Source organism: Algoriphagus limi (assembly GCF_024919275.1).
Lineage (GTDB): Bacteria > Bacteroidota > Bacteroidia > Cytophagales > Cyclobacteriaceae > Algoriphagus > Algoriphagus limi.
Genome location: NZ_JANWGH010000001.1, coordinates 1717653 through 1736259, shown reverse-complemented (window position 1 = coordinate 1736259; position 18607 = coordinate 1717653). Strand labels below are relative to the sequence as shown.

Below are 18607 nucleotides of genomic sequence, written 5' to 3'. Positions count from 1 at the left end.
TTAGTTAAGGTTTTTCAGGAAAAAGTTTTTGACATTTTCGCCCATGACAGCTCTAATTTCAGCTTCTGTGAATCCTTCTTTCATAAGCCCTTCCACAATCAGTGGCAAACCTGTAATGTCAAAAGGTACTGCCACAGATCCATCATAATCTGAGCCCAGTGCCACATATTCGATTCCAACCAAATCACGTACATGCTTGATCGAGGCAATGATATTGGGGAGCTCCGGGTTTCCAACCGCCATATCGAAAAAAGCAATACCTATGATTCCTCCATTTTGAGCAATTTTCTTGATTTGCTCGTCACTCAAATTACGTTGAGAATCTAAAACAGCCCTGACTCCTGTATGAGAAACCATGACTGGCTTGGTGGAAAGCTCCAATACATCCTCGACTATCGCAGGAGAGGAGTGTGCTAAGTCAATAAAAATTCCGAGCTCATTCATTCGTCTTATGACTTGCTTACCAAATTCTGATAGCCCTTCTCCACTTTCTCCGTGTGCTGATCCGCCTAATTCATTATCAAAAAAATGGGTAGGGCCAATCATTCGGATTCCTGCTTCATAAACTGCTTCCAGATTCTCAAAACTTCCTTCTAAGGCATGCGCTCCCTCTATTCCCAGCATAGCTCCGATGACTGTGGGGTCTGACTTTCTTTTCTCAATAAGTTCCTGCAAATCCGCCTTTGTTTTCACCAAAATCGCCTTACCTTTTTCTTTGGCCACAAAGCCTTCCAATTTTTGAGCTTGGGATAGCGTACGATTGATTAAACTAAACCAATTCAGTGGGCTTTCTCCCTTCATGATGGTCAGGGGAGTGATATTGTCAAAGGTGTCCTCGCTGTTTTCCTGCATATTTTGTCCAGCAGGAGACTTCGAAACGATAGTAAACATCTCCAAGCTCACATTAGCCTCGCGCATTCTTGGAAAATCTACATGTCCTCTATCTCCTCGCTCGGTCAAATCCCTTCCCCACAGCAAGGCATCACAATGAAGGTCGGATATAAAGTCCAAGCGATCGTAGAGCTGCTGTGCATCTTTGGATACTTGGTAAGGAGATTCCATTTTCACTGGATTTCGTTCAGCTTCGATGTAGGAGGGTACCGTATTGATACCTATCAGGTAGATCACAAAAAGGGCTACTAAGAAAATCAGTACTTTTTTCATAGGCTGGGGGTATTCTTGCTTAATTTAAGAAAGTTCTTTCATTTGGATTTTGGAACTTGATCAAGGAGATATAATTTTTTTTAAAAAAGGGCAGAAAAATATTTTTCTGAATTTGGAATAATCACTTCTATTTTTGTATGTTTAAGAAATTTTGGTATCTCAAAATTGAATTGATGCTGAGAATTGCCAAAGTTTATTTGGTTTTACTTAATCAACAATGGACCCATGAAAGAAGCCTGTTTGAAAAAACAGGCTTTCTTTTTTTATGGATATTCTAGATTTTTTGTTGAGTTTTTAAAAAATGGTTTCAAAAAGACCTTGTCTCTTTAAAAATTTTGTTAAAAAGCGAAAAAATGGTTTTTGATTTTCAAATTAAAATCTTTGAAAAATCGAGTGTTCAAATAAAGGGTTACAAAAAAACCTCCCCGAAAATTCGGAGAGGCTTTCTCATCAATTAACCCTTTAATCCAAAAAATATCTATGCATCAGGCAAATCTTTCTTTGCCAGATAGAAGTCTACCATTTCATAATCACTAGCTTCTCGCTCTTTCATTTCCTCTACAGTTTTTGGTGGAGGAACGATCGCTTTCTCACCTGGAGTCCAGTTAAGCGGAAGAGCTACTTTGTATTTGTCAGCAGTTTGAAGTGCGATCAAAGCACGTTTGATCTCATCCATGTTTCTTCCCACATTCAATGGGTAATACATGATTAATCGGATTTTTCCACTTGGATCGATGAAGAAAACTGCACGAACTGCAGCAGTTTCACTTTCTCCAGGTTGAAGCATTCCATACAACTTGGAAACACTCATGTCGATATCCGCGATAATTGGGAATTCGAACAATACGCCTGTGTTTTTCTTCACATTGTTTACCCAAGCGATGTGCGCGTGGATAGAGTCAATACTCAATCCGATCAATTTGGTGCCTCGCTCATCAAAGAATTTTTGATCCAAAGCAAAACCACTCATTTCTGTGGTACAAACTGGCGTAAAGTCAGCTGGGTGGGAAAATAAGATTGTCCAGCTATCCTTAATGTATTCAGAGAATTTGATTTTCCCTGTGGTAGTCATCGCCACAAAATCGGGAGCTTGGTCGCCGATTCTTGGCATAGTGATCATTTCGTTTTCAGTATTCATTGTGTTATCGATTTTGTTATTTGATAGAACAAATCTAATTCAGTTCTAAGGCTTCAATCGTGACCTTGGTCACTCCAGAAGCTGTTTTGATTCATTTTTGTGATTGTCTTTTTCTATGTGCCATGCAGGATTTTCGATCTCGTTTTCATAAATGTATTCCACAATCTTTTCAAGATCAGAATCAGAAATCACTGGCTTTGGCATCAGCCCAAAACGTTTAATAGGGCCTTTCATCAAGGCTTTTTCTTCATTTGGGTTTTGAACGAAGCTTGTTAGAGCCTTAGTAAATGATTCTTTTTCAGGATAAGCTTTGAGGTAATGGTTTTTTACTCCCCAGAGTGGAGGAGCAATAATCTCATCATGGGATTTTGATTTTGGATTGTGGCAGGTATAGCAATGCCTTTGCAACAAAACCAATCCTTCTTCAGCTAAGGCCGGATCCTCTGGATGAATAGGCTGACTAGGAGTTTGCGGTAGTTTTTCCTCAGCCATCCAAGATAGGCTTAGGAACAAAAGAACGGAAAGAAGAAATTGATTCATAAGATTAGTTCGGCTGACAGCTAGTTCTGGAAGAGTTTACAATGGTATCAAACTCAAGTTGGCTGATGTATGCTGGGCTGTATTCCACATCTAATAAGGTTGCTTGATTATAGAAAGAGCGCATGTGGTTTTCAGAGCCACATTGAAGCTGAGTATAGACATTGATAATGGCTGTCTGCTGAGTTTCGGCTATTGCCATTTGAAGATCAAGAATGTCCATGTCTTCTATCAGCAACCCGACTAAAACTGCTTCTTCCAAAGATTGATCAACTCTAGCTGTGAGTTCTACATAGAGTTGAAGCAAATTCTGATCGCTGAATTGACCTATAACGGTACTGCCAGAGAGTGGATCCGCTACAGAATATGAATCCATTAGGTTTAGGACAGATGCAACATGTTGAGATTCGCTATTTGCAATGTTTTGAAAGACCTGCAAACCGTGAACTTGAAATGCGTATAGATACACATCATGAGCTAGTTTTTCTTCTTCTCTTGTAAATAGGAGAGAGGCTAATTCTGCATTGCTAAGCACAGGAGTTGTACTTGGCGTTTCTGATTCTTGGCAGCCCCCAAGGCTTACCAACAGAATCAATAAAGGTATGAGGAGCTTTTTCATTATTTCTAAGTTTAGATTCCTGAAATTGCTCCAGATTCCTTCAAAAAGCTGTGATTTTTCTCACGCAGAATTGTTAATAACTATTTTAATCCAGCTTAATTTTTTCTTGGGAATTTTAATTTTGAATTTAAAAATCATCCGGATCAAGGCTATGGATAATTAAAATAATAAGCCATTATCCAGGTAGATGGAATTGCCTTTCATCGAATGGATGAGCGTTTGCTAGAGTATTTGGAAAAAAATTCTGCTGCAAGTCAAAGTTCTATCATCCACAAAACCCATCAGCAAATAGCTCAGGAATTAAATTCCAGTCGGGAAGTGATTACTCGCTTGCTGAAAAAATTAGAGCAGAGAGGGGTGGTTCGTGTGAATCGGAATCAGATTGAATTGCTCGAATAATTCAATCCTAAGGCCTCTAAAAGGGCCTTTTTTCGTTTTTCGAAAGAGAAGTTTTGGGTAATTCGGGAAGAGGCATTTTTAGACAATTCATTCAAGTCTTCTTTTACTAATTCTTGGATCAAATTTTCCAAGAGCTTGAGATCCTTTTTTGCCAAAATTGTCCCGCAATCGCCAATAATTTCTGGAATCGCACCAACAGCGGAACCTATCGGAATACATCCACATGCCATCGCTTCTCCCAATGCATTTGGGAATCCCTCTGTGGTAGAAAGTTGCAGGTAAAACTGATTGGAATTATAAAGTTCTCGAAGTTTTTCCGAATCCAATTTTCCCAAAACTTCAATATTCGAACTCTTTGGCTGATAAGCTGAATCTCCGACTAAGGTGAAATGCCAATCAGGATGATATTTGGCTAATTCTTCAATCATATCAAATCCTTTGACTTGAGCACGAGTTGAGTCTGATGTACCGGTTGCTACGGATAAAAAGCTCCAGGCATTTCGGGGCATATTTTGATTCTTCCAGAATTCTGTGTCAAATCCATTTGGAATGACTTGAATGGGTGTTTTTAAGTCAGGAATTAAATTGAAAAAGCCTTGACTCTTTGGAAGAGTAGGGTCAAAGGAATAATTCTGCTTGACCAAAACCTTTGCAACGGGGAGAATCAAAGAGCAATTTTTAAAAGAATAAACGGTGGCTTTTCGTAGCCACTTTTTTCTGAAATTCCCATAGCCAATTTGAGGCATGTTCATACAATCCATTCCGCCGGCTTGGATGGTGCATCTTTTCCCGAAGATTTTCCCAAACCAAACAGGAAGTACACTGTGATACCCTCCAAAAAAGCAGAGGTATTGGCTGGTTCTGGGTAAAAACCAGAGCAATTGAAAAAATTGAATGATTAAGAAAAAGGGAAGAAAAAGGGGCTTAATAGTAAATACTAATGGGCGGATTTTTGATTCCGGACGGATCATTTCCAGATCTCTTTCAATGAAGGAAGTGTGAACCGGAAATGTATAAATAATCATGGGTGTAAAATTGGAAAAGCTAAGGTAAGCTCTAAAATGAAAAAGGGGAAACTAAGCTTCCCCTTCTTCTATGATTTATTCCAGGTTAGATAACCAAGTTCACGATTTTGCCTGGAACGACAATCACTTTCTTCGGTGCCTTTCCTTCCAGCCATTTTTGAACAGTTTCATCGGCCAAAGCTGCTTTTTCAATATCCTCTTTGTTCAGATCCAATGGCAGGGATACTTTCGAGCGCATCTTTCCATTGATCATGATTGGATATTCAAAGTTGCTTTCCACCAAATATTCTTCCTTGAATTCAGGGAATGATGCTGTGGTTACAGATCCTTGATGCCCCAATAATGCCCAAAGCTCTTCTGCTACGTGAGGTGCATAAGGAGAAATCAAAACAGCTAATGGTTCAAGCACTTCCCGCTTTTTACATTTCAAAGCAGTCAATTCATTCACGCAAATCATGAATGAGGAAACGGATGTATTGAACACATAGGAGGCCATGTCCTCTTCCATTTTTTTGATTGCCTTATGAAGGGCTTTTAATTCTTCCTTGCTCGCAGGAGCATCTGAAACTTCAAATTCTCCTTTGGCATTATGGTAAAGGTTCCAAAGTTTTCGAAGGAACTTGAATACTCCGTCAATTCCATTGGTGTTCCAAGGTTTGAATTGTTCTAAAGGACCCAAGAACATTTCATACAATCTCAAGGTATCCGCTCCATAGCGCTCGATGATATCGTCCGGATTGACCACGTTATACTTGGACTTGGACATCTTTTCTACCTCAGCACCACAGATGTATTTTCCATCTTCCAAAATGAATTCAGCATCAGCCAAGTCAGGTCTCCATGCTTTGAATTTCTCCAAATTCAACTGATCATTATGAACAATATTCACGTCCACATGCATGGCAGAAGTGTCATATTGATCCTTCAATCCAAGGGAGACAAAGGTGTTTGTTCCTTTAATTCGATACACAAAATTTGATCGACCTTGGATCATCCCTTGGTTGATCATTTTTTGGAAAGGCTCGTCTATGCTCACAGCCCCGATATCATACAAAAATTTCGTCCAGAAGCGTGAATACAACAAGTGACCGGTAGCATGTTCTGAACCACCGATATATAAGTCCACGGCACCCCAGTAATCAGTTTTTGCTTTGTCTGCGAAAACCTGATCGTTTTTTGGGTCCATGTATCGGAAGAAATACCAACTTGATCCTGCCCAACCTGGCATAGTGGAAAGTTCCAAAGGATATTCCCCATCTTCTGTTTTGTAGGTCCAGTTTTTTGCTCGCCCTAGTGGAGGCTCTCCATCTTCAGTTGGTAAATATTTATCAACCTCAGGAAGGACTAGCGGAAGATCCCTTTCATCGATCAAATAGGGAAGGCCGTCTTTGAAGTAAACTGGAAGTGGCTCGCCCCAATAACGCTGTCGAGTGAAAATCGCATCGCGCATCCGGTATTGGATTTTGCCCTTTCCTATTCCTTTTTCCTCCAAGAATTCAATGCATTTTTGCATAGCTTCTTTCATGTACAAGCCTGAAATGAAGCCAGAATTGATAATTAGACCGTCCTTCCCTGGGAAAGATCCATTTTCCATGGATCCTTCAATTACTTGCCTGATTTCTAATCCGAAGTGCTTCGCAAAATTATAATCTCGCTCATCATGGGCTGGCACCGCCATCACAGCGCCTGTTCCATATCCAGCCAATACATAATCCGCTACCCAAATCTGGATTTCTTCTCCATTGAATGGATTGATCGCATAAGAACCTGTGAAGGCACCGGAAATGGTTTTTACATCGCTCATTCGCTCACGTTCGGAGCGATTTTTAGCTACTTCGATATAAGCTTCAGCGGTTTCTCGTTGATCGTCAGTAATCAACTCAGCAGCCAAATCTGACTCTGGTGCCAAGGCCAAATAGGTTACTCCAAAAATGGTATCGACCCGAGTAGTGAAGACCTTGATTTTTTTGTCAGAGCCTTTAATTTCAAAAAGGACCTCCGCGCCGATTGACTTTCCTATCCAATTGCGCTGCATTTCTTTGATTGGCTCTGACCAATCTACTTTTTCCAATCCCTGAAGCAAGCGATCAGCATAAGCAGTGATCCGCATGGACCATTGCATCATTTTCTTTCGCTCGACGGGATGACCACCTCTTTCCGAAAAACCATCCTTTACCTCATCATTGGAAAGTACCGTGCCCAAAGCTGGGCACCAGTTAACGGTAGTTTCTGCCAAGTAGGTGAGTTTATATCGAAGCAGCATTTCCTGCTTTTCTTTTTCTGAAAAAGCATTCCATTCTGTTGCTGTAAAAATTGGGGTCTCATCATCACATACAGCTTTCACGCCAGAATTCCCCTCTTTTGCAAATCGCTTTACCAAGTCAGCAATAGGCATGGCTTTGTCCGCTTCCAAATCATAATAGCTTTTGAAAAGCTGCATAAAAATCCACTGCGTCCACTTGTAATAAGATGGATCTGATGTGCGAACTTCCCGATCCCAGTCGAAAGCAAAGCCGATATTTTTCAGTTGCTCCGTGTAGCGAGTAATATTTTGCTCAGTAGTTAATGCCGGATGTTGGCCTGTTTGGATAGCATACTGCTCAGCTGGCAAGCCAAAAGAATCATATCCCATGGGATGAAGGACATTAAACCCTTTGAGCATCTTGAATCGGCTGACGATATCAGAAGCGATGTAACCCAGCGGGTGTCCTACGTGAAGACCTGCTCCAGATGGATATGGAAACATGTCCAGAGAATAAAACTTTTCTCGATTAGGATCTACTTCAGCTTTGAAGGTTCCGTTTTCTCTCCAGTAGCTTTGCCACTTTTGTTCGATTTCCCTGAAATTATATTCCGCCATGGTTGATGAATTCTTGATTTTTTAGCTAACAGCCTGCAAAAATAGAAAAATAAGACGGCTTTGGTAGCCAAACTTTCAAAACCTCCAACAAGCAGATTTTTCCTTTGATCAATTTTTTTAGACTAGTTTTCAGCTTTTTGGTAAATTCCATCCATTCAACCCACCAATCATATGAAAAAAATTACAGGAATAAGCCTCGCCTTGCTTTTGGGAATCAGTATAGCAGGCTACTCACAGAAAAAGTATTCCCCTAAACAAATTGAAGCTCTGAAGGCCGAGGCAGCTGAAATCGTCCAAGCAAATCACAAGCAAAGCCAAGTGATGGTAGATAAAGTATTCAGCTTTGCCGAATTGGGTTTTCAGGAAATAGAATCTTCCAAGTATTTAACAGGCATCCTTGAGGAAAATGGATTTACCATTGAGAAAGGGATATCTGGAATTCCCACAGCTTGGTGGGCAGTTTGGAGTAATGGGGATGGTCCAGTGATCGCTCTTGGCTCGGATGTGGATGATATTCCAAAAGCTTCCCAATATCCCGGCGTAGCTTATCACAAACCTATTGTAGAAGGTGCTCCGGGTCATGGTGAAGGTCACAATTCCGGGATTCCTTTGAATATCACAGCAGCTTTGGCAGTGAAGCAAATCATGGAACGTGAAAATATTGGAGGAACATTAATTCTTTGGCCGGGAATTGCTGAGGAATTAGTGGCTGCCAAGGCTTGGTACACCCGCGATGGATTATTCGAGGAAGTCGATCTGTGTATTTTCACTCACGTTGCCAATAATCTAGCGGTAAGTTGGGGACAGGCTTCTGGAACAGGTTTGATTTCGGTAGAATATTCTTTTTCAGGTGATGCGGCTCATGCGGCAGGAGCACCATGGAGAGGGAAAAGTGCCGCTGATGCAGTGGAACTCATGAATATCGGTTGGAATTACAAGCGGGAGCATTTACATCCTTTGAAAAGGTCACATTCAGTAATTACCGATGGTGGCGATCAGCCAAATGTAGTTCCTTCTAAAGCTTCCATTTGGTATTATTTCCGCGATGTAAAGTATGATGGAATCATGGAAATGTATCAGCAGGCAACCAATATTGCTAAAGGAGCTGCCTTGATGACTGACACCGAAATGACTTATAAAATTTTGGGTACAGCATGGCCACGTCACTTTAATAAGGTGATCGCTGAAACCATGTTTGAAAATATCCAAAAGGTTGGTTTGCCAGAATGGGATGAAAACGATCAGACCCTAGCGAAGGCTGTACAAAAAGAAATGGGTTCAGAGGAAAGAGGGCTTGCGACAGAATTGAGCGAATTAGGAAAACCTGTTGAAGAACTTCGAAGTGGAGGATCGGATGATATTGGAGACGTGTCTTGGGTTGTTCCAACCGTGACTTTGCGTTTTCCATCCAATATTCCGGGTTTGCCAGGGCATCATTGGAGTAATGCAATTGCGATGGCTACACCTATAGCTCATAAGGGAGTCACTGCAGGAGCAAAGGTGGAAGCAATGACTATTTTGGACTTTTTACTACAGCCTGAACTAGTTGATCAAGCTTGGGATTACTTCAATAATGTGCAGACAAAAGAAGAGCAGTATAAGCCAATGATTACCAAAGATGATGCACCACCAATCTATCTTAATTCTGAAATCATGAAGAAATTCCGGCCTGAATTGGAGAAGTTCTATTATGATGAGACGAAGTATGATACCTATTTGGAGCAATTGGGAGTGACATATCCGACGATTAAAAAAGATTGATCTTCATTTACGATTTACGATTTTTGATTTACGACACTATTTTGAACCTCAATCCTAAAATTCTGAAGTTTAGCCAAGTGAAATTAGGGTTGAGTTTCTTTAAGACGTCGTAAATCGTCATTCGTAAATCGTAATTACAAAAAAACATGCAGTTTAAAATCCGTCATGCTTCTCCCGAAGAGCTCCTCTGGGTGCATGAGCGGATTCCTGAGTTTCCCGGAAAGGCTTCTTTGGATTTTTATGTGGATCAATTAAAGCATCGACTTTATTTGGCTTTGGTGGCGGAAAGGGACGGCAAGTTGTTGGGTTTCAAAGTTGGCTATCAAAGTGATACTCCTGAAATTTTTTATTCATGGATGGGAGGGGTGATACCCGACTATCGGAAAATGGGTATTGCCAATGCTTTAGCAGATTACCAAGAGAATTGGGCTAAGGAAAAGGGTTTTCGAGCCATTTATTTCAAAACCAGAAACCGATTCCCCGCCATGATCAATTTTGGTCTTCAAAGAGGATTTAAAATCATGGAAGTAATTCCAAAAGGAGGGGTGGAGGATTATCGAGTTGTCATGCGGAAGGAGTTGTAAAGTGGAAAGGTGAAAAGTTGAAAAGTTTGACAACTTAACCTTCCAACTTTTCCACTTTGCAACCTTCCAACTTTCATCCTACCTTTGCGCCTCATTCAGCGGTTCGATCACCCGCTTTACCAAAAATTAAAATGACAACTCAAGAACTTGTGGCCGCCGGCCTACAGCTTCCAGTCATGGAGGCTTTTTACACCATCCAGGGAGAAGGGAGATTTTCAGGGCACCCAGCTTATTTTATTAGGCTAGGAGGCTGCGATGTGGGATGTGTTTGGTGTGATGTAAAAGAATCCTGGGAAGCTGAAAAGTGGCCTATCATTTCCATTGAAGAAATCATCGAAGGAGCCTTGGCTTATCCTGGAAGGCTGGTTGTGATTACTGGAGGTGAGCCTCTAATGTATAATTTATTTCCCCTTACTCAACTTTTGAAAGAGAAAGGATTTTCCACTCATATTGAAACGTCCGGAGCTCATCCTTTTTCAGGAGAATTTGATTGGGTTTGCTTTTCTCCAAAGAAATTCAAAAAGCCACATCCCTCTATCTATCAGGTAGCTAACGAGCTAAAAGTAGTTGTTTTCCATCCAAGTGATTTTGATTTTGCAGAGACCCATGCTGCACAAGTAAATTCGACTTGTGAACTACGTCTTCAGCCTGAGTGGAGTAGGGCAGATCGCTTCACTTCAGAGATTATTGAATACATCAAAAAGCGCCCGGCTTGGAAAATATCCCTACAAACTCATAAATTTATGGACATCCCATAAATTCATGCGCAGCCTTTTCTTCTGCATTTTATTTCTTATCCCTTCCTATTGTCTGATCGCCCAGCAATATTCCATCATTGATGGCAGGGCTATCCGGTACTATGAAGAAGGAGAGCAATTGATCCGAGAAAGACGGTATGACGAGGCTATTGAAAAATTTCAAGCAGCCATCTCCCGTGAGCGTTCTTTTTTGGAGGCCTACGTGAAAATGTCTCAGTTATATATCACGACTGGAGACTTGGATAAGGCGCAGGAAGTGGCTGATTTGGGTAAAGCTCGTTTATCCGGAAAAAATGCCAAACCCAAGCATGCAGCAGACATTGGTTGGGTTTACACCAATATTTTTTTAAAGCGAGGGGAGTTTCAGGAAGCATACAATCAATTCGAGGAAATTGATCCCATCCTGGAAAATTCTTTCAAAACCAGCGTCTATTATAAGGAGATGAAGGAATTGATGGCATTTCTCGAAAGCCAATTAGGAAATGCACTATCCATCGATAAGGAAAGACTCCAAAGTCCATTAAATGAATTTAGGCTTCAATATTTCCCTGTTTTAACTGCAGATGGAAAACAGATCCTTTTTACTAAGCGGGATGGAATAGGGAATTTTGACAAGGAGGATATTTACACCGCTTTTATGAACGAAAGTGGGGAATGGACCAAGCCAGCGAGTATCGCTGAGACGATTAATTCCCCTTACAATGAAGGAACCTGCTCGGTGACCGCTGATGGGAATATTTTGATTTATACTTCTTGTGATGCGCCGGATTCTCAGGGAAGTTGTGATTTGTATGTGGCTTACAAAGTCAATAACAAATGGCAACGTCCTCAAAACATGGGCAAAAATGTGAATTCAAGGGAATGGGATTCACAGCCTTCTCTTTCTGCAGATGGTAGAGTTTTGTTTTTCTCTTCTAATAGAAAAGGAGGTTTTGGAGGAAATGATATTTGGTATTCAGTAAGAAAAGAAGATGGAAGCTGGTCTGAGGCTAAAAATCTTGGAAGTGTGGTGAATACGCAGAAGGATGAGATTTCACCATTTATGTTTTTCAATAATGAGATTCTCTTCTTTGCTTCCAATGGTCATCAGGGATTTGGGGGGATGGATATTTTTCTTTCAAGGGTAAAAGATGGGGAGTTTTCAAAACCCGAAAACCTTGGACTACCGATTAATGATCAATTGGATCAGGTAGCTCTATTTATTACAGCTCAAAAAGACTATGCCTATTTCACGGAACTCACTACACAGCAGAAGGAAAATGACCGGGCTTTACTATATCGTTTCAATTTCCCCCAGGATATATATTTGGGAGACAATCTGACAGTAACAGGTGGAAAGGTCTTTAATTCTAAAACGGGGGAGCCCATTGATGCTACTTTGTCTTTGGTGTCATTGACTAATGATAGCACGCTTTATGAATTTAAGGCTGATGGAAAAACGGGAGAGTTTATGATGCTATACCCTGAGAATTCAATATCAGGGCTTTACGTTGAAAAGAAGGGTTACTTGCCGAAGATCTATAATGTGCAGCGGGATAGTATTCAGAATGTAAAGAATATGGAGGTAGCACTGACACCTGTTGCTTCGGGTGAAGAGTTTGTATTCGAAAATGTATTTTTTGATTTTGATAAATATGATCTGAAGCCAGAATCTTTGAGTTCCCTCCGTCGGTTGATCAAATTCTTGGGAGAAAACCCGAATGTAAATATCATGATTACAGGGCATACGGATAATGTGGGTAATCCAGGGTATAATCAGAGGCTAAGTTTGATGCGGGCTGAAAGCGTTCGTAATTTTTTAATCAAAGAAGGAGTGCATGAAGGTCGGGCTGCTGTAGAAGGAAAGGGAGACAGAGAACCTATGGTGCCTAATACAAATGCCCGGAATCAAGCTTTGAATCGAAGAATCACGATTACTATTCTTTAAAAGATTCGTTCTCAGCTTTTTTTGCCGGATTGATAAAAAACAACCCACCGTTTATATAATAATTTTTTACCCGTTTAGATATTTATTTTTTTATAAATAAGGATGCTTTATAAATATTAACCCTTTTTAAAGAGGGTTTATATAATATTTTGGTAAAAATCAATTTTGAAAAATAAATGCCTGAAATTGGGGTTGGATTTACTTTTTTGGAAGATTTTTCATTTTTCTCAACTAGAATTAACTTTTGTTAACAATTGGTTAATCTTAATAATTTTTGGAAAAAGAGGAAGAGATGCTTAGAAACAAAATAAAATTTTGATTAAAAGCTTAAGAGCTTTAAAAATAGGAACTGTTGCTCTTAAACAATTGTGATTTTTCTAAGTATTGCTTTTGGAGTATTCAAAGATATGGGATATCATTGAGTCTAATTTAAACCATAATCAAACCAAATATGAGGAAAGTTTTACTTCTAGGACTCATGCTTTTCTTGGGCAGCGCAGTGGTGTTTGCTCAGAATCGCGTGATTACTGGTACGGTTACTTCTTCGGAAGATAACTTGGGAGTACCAGGAGCTACAGTTCTGGTGAAGGGAACGACAATCGGTACAGCTACCGATTTGGATGGGAAATATTCCATCTCTGTTCCTGCCGGAAGTAATGTGTTGGTCTTCAGCTTTGTGGGCTTGAGACAGCAAGAGGTAGTGATTGGAAATCAGACCACCATCGATGTAGTGATGGAGCCTGATGTTCAGTCTCTCTCTGAATTTGTGATTACTTCTTACGGTGATCAGTCAAAAAGAGAAATTACTGGTGCAATTGCATCCGTAAAAGGTGAGGTATTCGAAAACCTACCTGTGCAGTCTTTTGACCGTGCGATGCAGGGTCGTATTGCTGGTGTGCAAGTAACTTCGACAAGTGGTGCTCCAGGTGGTACCTTGAACGTACGAATCCGAGGTGTCGGTTCGATTAACGCTGGAAACGAGCCTCTATACATTGTAGACGGTGTTCAGCTTGGAACTGGTTCTCTTTCTGGTCAAGGTCCGCAAAATGCTTTGGCATCTATCAACCCTAATGATATTGAGTCTATTGAGGTATTGAAAGATGCTGCTGCTGCTTCCATTTATGGTGCTCAAGCTGCAAACGGTGTAGTTTTGATTACTACTAAGAAAGGTGGCAAAGGAACAACCAAAACAAAAGTTTCAGTTCAGGAAGGTATCGTTCAGCCATTGAACTTGTACGAAGTAATGAATGCTAGCCAACTAGCTGGAATCAAAAGACAAGCATATCTTAATGCCGGCTTGAATCCTGCTAACGCTGCTGTTACTTATGGAGATCCCGAAGATCCAAACTTGCAGTCTTATGACTGGGTTGATGAATTGTATAGAAATGGACGTATGTCTATCTATGATTTGTCAGTTTCTGGCGGTGATGACAAGACTAACTTCTATCTTTCTGGGTCATACACTGCTCAAGAAGGACAAATCATTCAGTCTAAGTATGAAAGAGCAACTGGTCGTTTGAATGTGACTCACAGACCAAATAAGAAATTAACCATCGGAGCGAATTTCTCTTTGGCGTATCAGCGTACTTTCGGTACTATCGCTAATGGTAACTTCGTAAACGGTCCTTTCTCTGCTGGTTTCACCATGAGACCTAATGTACCTATCTACAATGAGGACGGATCTTTCAAGGCTGATTATCCTTCTAACCACAACTTCGGTTACAACATCGTACAGGGTGTTTATGAAGAATTGAGACAAGGTACTACTGTACAGACTGTATCTAACTTGCAGTTGAACTATCAATTGACTCCATGGTTGTCTTGGACTTCTTACTTTGGTATTGACTTCGCTGACAACAGAGACGAAAACAACCGTCCTTCTACTATTCCAGTATTCTCCTCTTTTGGAGGTCAGTCTTTCTATGCTGACGAAAGAAGAAATAACTTCAATACCAACCACAACTTGAACTTCAACAAAAAATTCAATGACGTCCACACAGTGTCTGGTTTGGTAGGTTATGAGTACAAAGGTTTCCAAAATGAGGAAACTACTGCTACAGGTCGAGGATTTGCTAATCCAACTTTAAGATATCTACAAAACGCTGCTACTCCATTTGCAGTAGGTGGTTTCTTTACCGAATTCAAGAGAGCAGGTTTCTTCGGTCAAGTAAAATATGACTACGACGACAGATATACGGCTGATTTTACTATCCGTCGTGACGGTCACTCTCGATTCGGTGAGAAAAATAGATGGGGTACTTTTGGTGCTGCTTCCGTAGGATGGAGAATTTCTTCAGAGAGCTTCATGGAAGGGCTTACTTGGCTTGACAATTTGAGATTGAGAGCTTCCTTCGGTATCACTGGTAACTCCAACATTGCGAACTTTGCTTCAAGAACATTGGTTGGAAACACTGGTCAGTATCTTGGAAACGGTACTCTAGGTCTTTCCCAGTTGGGTAATGACTTGTTGACTTGGGAAGAATCAGTAACCACGAACATTGGTTTGGACTGGACAATCTTCAATGGTCGAATCATCGGTACAGTTGACTTCTGGAGAAGAGATTCTGAAGCTCTGTTGTTCAACACCCCACTTCCTACTGATTCCGGATTCGGTTCTATCACCAGAAATACAGGTAAAGTTAGAAACCAAGGTATCGACTTCGATTTGCAGACTGTTAACGTGGTTGCAGGCAAATTCCAGTGGAGTACTGCTTTCAACATCACATTCTTGGAGAATGAGTTGATGGAATTGTATGATGACTTGGATAGAATCGGTAACTCCTTGATCGTTGGAAAACCTATTTCATTCTGGTATACTCACCAATTCCTAGGGGTTAACCCTGCTAACGGACGTGCTATGTACGACGATGGTAATGGAGGTTATACTTACATCGTAGGTGAGTCTACTCTTGATTACAGAGGTAGTGGCTTCCCTGGAAGCTACGGAGGTCTAGCTAATACTTTCTCCTATGGTCCACTTTCTTTGGAGGTATTCTTCCAAGGACAATTTGGAAACTTGGCAGGTAACCAAGATATGTTTAACCTAGAAGACTGGGGTGCATCAACTGGTAACCTAAGAATTAACCAATTGGATTACTGGAGACAGCCTGGAGATATCACTACAGTAGGCCGTCCTTATGAAGGTGGTCAGGCACCAGGTACTTCTAACATCGATACCTTCTCTACTCGATTCTTGAGTGATGGTGGTTATGTACGTTTGAAGCAGGTAACATTGAACTATGTACTTCCATCTTCTGCAGCTCAGAAAATCGGTATGCAAGGTTTGAGCGCGTTCGTTCAAGGAATGAACTTAGCAACATTCACTAAGTACACTGGACAAGATCCTGAAGTAGTTGGTATCGCTGAAAACGTTTCTATCGGACGATTCCCTAACGGAAGACAAATCTCTGCAGGTGTAACGCTAACCTTCTAATCAGAAAATAGAAATGAAACATATAGTAAAAACATTGGTATTGGGTGGTGCTATTTTGGCAGCATCTTGTACAGATTTGGAAACTCAACCAAGACAGAGTTTGACACCTGAAACAGCGCTTGCCGATGTTGATGGTTTGGAGGCTCTTGGTTTGACTGCCTATGGTACTCTTAGAAACTTCAATCGCTATGGTCAGCAATTAATTATTGCACCTGAGATCATGGCTGATAATCTAAGAATTATTGCAAATACCGGTAGATATATTGGTCAGGAGCAAAATACAGACAGATCTCATATAAACATTTGGAATACCGGGTTCTGGTCTGGTATTAATACAACGAACATCGTTTTGTCCCAGATTGATGATGAGGAAAATATCCCTGGTGATGCTACTCAAAGACAACAAGTAAAAGGCGAAGCATTGTTTTTGAGAGCTTTGATGTACTTCGATATGGCTAGAATCTACGGATACGAGCCAGGTAAAGAGGTAAACGGCTGGGATAAGTCCGTGATTTTGAGAACTACTCCTACCCTTGGTTTCTCTGATGCGGATTTCCGTGCTAGAGCTACTAACCGTCAGGTTTATGATCAAATCATCTCTGACTTGCAGGCTGCTATCAACCTTTTGCCTAATGCAAGTATGGGTACTACTGGTGTTTACCGAGCAAGCAGAGGGTCTGCTCAGGCACTTCTAGCTCGAGTATATCTTTATGATTCCAAGTTTGCAGAAGCAGCTGCTACAGCTACTGCTGCTATGGCTTCTTTCGGTCTTGCAGATGACGGAACTGGTTTGGCTACTCCAGATAATTACATAGCTGGATTCTCTACAGCTCCAAACCCAGAGTCTTTGTTTGAGATTGAGATCCGTTCCAATGACTGGTCTACTGTAGACGGCGTAAACAACTCAGTTTGCTCATTGACTGCAAACGTATTCGCGAGTGCTCAGTTCATTGCAACTGCTACAGATGATTTGATAGATGCTTATGATGATAATGATGTAAGAAGAGATGCTTGGGTTGAAACTACTCGTTCTGGAGCAGATGGAACTGTTTATCGTTCTGCAAAGTGGTTAGGACACAAAGGTGATTTCTTGGAAAACCTTCCTATCATCCGTGCTGCTGAATTGTACTTGATCAGAGCTGAAGCTCGTTATAGAACAGGTGATGAAGCAGGTGCAAGAGCTGATGTGAATGCTTTGCGTGCTAACCGTGGTCTTGAGGAATTTGAGATCTCTGCTTCTGGTTCTGCGCTATTCGATGCAATTATGCTTGAGCGAAGACTAGAGTTTGCTTTGGAAGGTCACAGATGGTTTGACTTGAAGCGAAATGGAATGGCTATTCCTAAGGCTGGACGATTTGAGGATATTCCTTACACCGATTATCGTATCCTACCTCCGCTTCCTACTGACCAATTATTGTTGAACGATCAGTTGGAGCAAAACCCTGGTTATAATTAATAAATAGAAAGAATCATGAAAAAGATATATAGCTATTTAGCAGTTGTATTTGCCATGCTGGCAATAACTTCCTGCTTCGATGATCCAGGGAGAGACGCCTTCTTTCAAGGGAATGAAGTTGAATTTCAAGATGGTAACTTACCAAACGGATTCACAGTTACTCAGGTTAGAAGAACAGCTGATCAAGTTGATGTGGTTGATATTCAGGTAAACCGAGTGTCTACCGATGCTTCTAGAGAAATTACTGTATCTATTGGTGTAGACCCTGCTTCAACTGCAGTTCAAGGAGTACACGTAGACTTTACCGGTGCTTCTGTAACGATTCCTGCTGGACAGTTTGTTGCTACTTTCCCAGTTAATGTACTTACTGGAAATATCGACCCTTCTGAGTCTCCAGTTTTGAAATTGGTGATGGAAGCTGCTACTGGTGCTGAAGTATCAGATAACTATGGAGATTTAGATGTAAACATCAATGTGATTTGTGAATCCAATATTTCTACTGCATCTGACACTTGGACTGCTACTAGTCAGTCACGTTTCGGTACCTTCACCGCTGAAGTTACAGTTGTACCAGTAGATGGTGCTGTGGGTGAATATGTAGTTTCTGATATTTCTGCAGGCCTATATGCTGCTTTTGGTTTTAGTACCACTCAGCAAGCTATTTATGGTGACAATTGTAATGTTTTGACCTTCTTGAGACCTGGTCAAAGACAATTCAATATCTCTGCACCTTCAGTTGAACCATTTGAAGGATCTTTTGATCCAGCTACTAATACCTTGGTATTGTACTGGAGTGATCCAAATAATGGAATCAATGGTACTACTACTTTGGTGAAAAACTAATTCACATATTTTAACTCAAAAAAGGAGGGATTTCCCTCCTTTTTTGTTTTATGGCTACCAGTCAGAAAAAATAACATACATATTCTCGTTTCGTAGTTTATTT

General features: G+C 40.8%; 14 protein-coding genes. 8 read left to right on the top strand and 6 right to left on the bottom strand.

Annotated features, from left to right (window positions below; translation table 11 throughout):
• The 4 genes from NY014_RS07460 to NY014_RS07445 all read right to left on the bottom strand — a co-directional run bounded on the left by NY014_RS07460 (nucleotide 1) and on the right by NY014_RS07445 (nucleotide 3458).
• Nucleotides 1-1164: a dipeptidase gene (locus NY014_RS07460; protein WP_259413933.1), complete on the bottom strand. Its 1164-nt coding sequence runs from the start codon at nucleotides 1162-1164 to the stop codon at nucleotides 1-3.
• A 478-nt stretch (nucleotides 1165-1642) separates the two neighbouring features.
• The gene (locus NY014_RS07455; protein ID WP_259413932.1) at nucleotides 1643-2302 is read right to left on the bottom strand and encodes a peroxiredoxin; all 660 of its coding nucleotides are present in this window, start codon (nucleotides 2300-2302) and stop codon (nucleotides 1643-1645) included.
• Between the two features lie 69 nt (nucleotides 2303-2371).
• Nucleotides 2372-2842 (bottom strand): c-type cytochrome, encoded by a 471-nt coding sequence (locus tag NY014_RS07450; protein ID WP_259413931.1) that lies wholly within the window; start codon nucleotides 2840-2842, stop codon nucleotides 2372-2374.
• A gap of 4 nt (nucleotides 2843-2846) precedes the next feature.
• Nucleotides 2847-3458 (bottom strand): DUF2202 domain-containing protein, encoded by a 612-nt coding sequence (locus NY014_RS07445; RefSeq protein WP_259413930.1) that lies wholly within the window; start codon nucleotides 3456-3458, stop codon nucleotides 2847-2849.
• A 207-nt stretch (nucleotides 3459-3665) separates the two neighbouring features.
• Here NY014_RS07445 and NY014_RS07440 point away from each other — a divergent pair, with 207 nt between their 5' ends.
• Nucleotides 3666-3857 (top strand): helix-turn-helix domain-containing protein, encoded by a 192-nt coding sequence (locus tag NY014_RS07440; RefSeq protein ID WP_259413929.1) that lies wholly within the window; start codon nucleotides 3666-3668, stop codon nucleotides 3855-3857.
• Here NY014_RS07440 and NY014_RS07435 read toward each other — a convergent pair.
• Both NY014_RS07435 and leuS read right to left on the bottom strand, forming a co-directional pair.
• Nucleotides 3836-4882 carry a glycosyltransferase family 4 protein gene (locus NY014_RS07435; RefSeq protein WP_259413928.1) on the bottom strand — a complete coding sequence of 349 codons (1047 nt, stop codon included), beginning with the start codon at nucleotides 4880-4882 and terminating at the stop codon, nucleotides 3836-3838. The two genes, NY014_RS07440 and NY014_RS07435, sit on opposite strands and share 22 nt — an antisense overlap.
• A gap of 85 nt (nucleotides 4883-4967) precedes the next feature.
• The gene (gene leuS, locus NY014_RS07430) at nucleotides 4968-7742 is read right to left on the bottom strand and encodes a leucine--tRNA ligase (RefSeq protein ID WP_259413927.1); all 2775 of its coding nucleotides are present in this window, start codon (nucleotides 7740-7742) and stop codon (nucleotides 4968-4970) included.
• A gap of 171 nt (nucleotides 7743-7913) precedes the next feature.
• Here leuS and NY014_RS07425 point away from each other — a divergent pair, with 171 nt between their 5' ends.
• The 7 genes from NY014_RS07425 to NY014_RS07395 all read left to right on the top strand — a co-directional run bounded on the left by NY014_RS07425 (nucleotide 7914) and on the right by NY014_RS07395 (nucleotide 18504).
• Complete coding sequence (locus NY014_RS07425) at nucleotides 7914-9503, top strand: peptidase dimerization domain-containing protein (RefSeq protein WP_259413926.1); 1590 nt, start codon at nucleotides 7914-7916, stop codon at nucleotides 9501-9503.
• A 146-nt stretch (nucleotides 9504-9649) separates the two neighbouring features.
• Entirely contained in the window at nucleotides 9650-10087 is a 438-nt protein-coding gene (locus NY014_RS07420; protein WP_259413925.1) for a GNAT family N-acetyltransferase, read from the top strand.
• Nucleotides 10088-10218: 131 nt separating this feature from the next.
• Nucleotides 10219-10845 (top strand): 7-carboxy-7-deazaguanine synthase QueE, encoded by a 627-nt coding sequence (locus NY014_RS07415; RefSeq protein WP_259413924.1) that lies wholly within the window; start codon nucleotides 10219-10221, stop codon nucleotides 10843-10845.
• Between the two features lie 4 nt (nucleotides 10846-10849).
• Complete coding sequence (locus tag NY014_RS07410; RefSeq protein ID WP_259413923.1) at nucleotides 10850-12772, top strand: OmpA family protein; 1923 nt, start codon at nucleotides 10850-10852, stop codon at nucleotides 12770-12772.
• A gap of 451 nt (nucleotides 12773-13223) precedes the next feature.
• Nucleotides 13224-16205: a SusC/RagA family TonB-linked outer membrane protein gene (locus NY014_RS07405; RefSeq protein ID WP_259413922.1), complete on the top strand. Its 2982-nt coding sequence runs from the start codon at nucleotides 13224-13226 to the stop codon at nucleotides 16203-16205.
• A gap of 13 nt (nucleotides 16206-16218) precedes the next feature.
• Complete coding sequence (locus tag NY014_RS07400; protein WP_259413921.1) at nucleotides 16219-17661, top strand: RagB/SusD family nutrient uptake outer membrane protein; 1443 nt, start codon at nucleotides 16219-16221, stop codon at nucleotides 17659-17661.
• Between the two features lie 15 nt (nucleotides 17662-17676).
• Complete coding sequence (locus NY014_RS07395) at nucleotides 17677-18504, top strand: DUF4843 domain-containing protein (RefSeq protein ID WP_259413920.1); 828 nt, start codon at nucleotides 17677-17679, stop codon at nucleotides 18502-18504.
• Nucleotides 18505-18607: the final 103 nt, after the last annotated feature.

Bases quoted from the DNA above. Each gene is read 5' to 3' on its own strand.
- NY014_RS07415 (WP_259413924.1), top strand. From the start codon at position 10,219: ATGACAACTCAAGAACTTGTGGCCGCCGGCCTACAGCTTCCAGTCATG.
- NY014_RS07420 (WP_259413925.1), top strand. From the start codon at position 9,650: ATGCAGTTTAAAATCCGTCATGCTTCTCCCGAAGAGCTCCTCTGGGTG.
- NY014_RS07410 (WP_259413923.1), top strand. From the start codon at position 10,850: ATGCGCAGCCTTTTCTTCTGCATTTTATTTCTTATCCCTTCCTATTGT.
- NY014_RS07435 (WP_259413928.1), bottom strand. From the start codon at position 4,882: ATGATTATTTATACATTTCCGGTTCACACTTCCTTCATTGAAAGAGAT.
- NY014_RS07395 (WP_259413920.1), top strand. From the start codon at position 17,677: ATGAAAAAGATATATAGCTATTTAGCAGTTGTATTTGCCATGCTGGCA.
- NY014_RS07440 (WP_259413929.1), top strand. From the start codon at position 3,666: ATGGATGAGCGTTTGCTAGAGTATTTGGAAAAAAATTCTGCTGCAAGT.
- NY014_RS07445 (WP_259413930.1), bottom strand. From the start codon at position 3,458: ATGAAAAAGCTCCTCATACCTTTATTGATTCTGTTGGTAAGCCTTGGG.
- NY014_RS07455 (WP_259413932.1), bottom strand. From the start codon at position 2,302: ATGAATACTGAAAACGAAATGATCACTATGCCAAGAATCGGCGACCAA.
- NY014_RS07425 (WP_259413926.1), top strand. From the start codon at position 7,914: ATGAAAAAAATTACAGGAATAAGCCTCGCCTTGCTTTTGGGAATCAGT.
- NY014_RS07460 (WP_259413933.1), bottom strand. From the start codon at position 1,164: ATGAAAAAAGTACTGATTTTCTTAGTAGCCCTTTTTGTGATCTACCTG.
- leuS (WP_259413927.1), bottom strand. From the start codon at position 7,742: ATGGCGGAATATAATTTCAGGGAAATCGAACAAAAGTGGCAAAGCTAC.
- NY014_RS07400 (WP_259413921.1), top strand. From the start codon at position 16,219: ATGAAACATATAGTAAAAACATTGGTATTGGGTGGTGCTATTTTGGCA.
- NY014_RS07450 (WP_259413931.1), bottom strand. From the start codon at position 2,842: ATGAATCAATTTCTTCTTTCCGTTCTTTTGTTCCTAAGCCTATCTTGG.
- NY014_RS07405 (WP_259413922.1), top strand. From the start codon at position 13,224: ATGAGGAAAGTTTTACTTCTAGGACTCATGCTTTTCTTGGGCAGCGCA.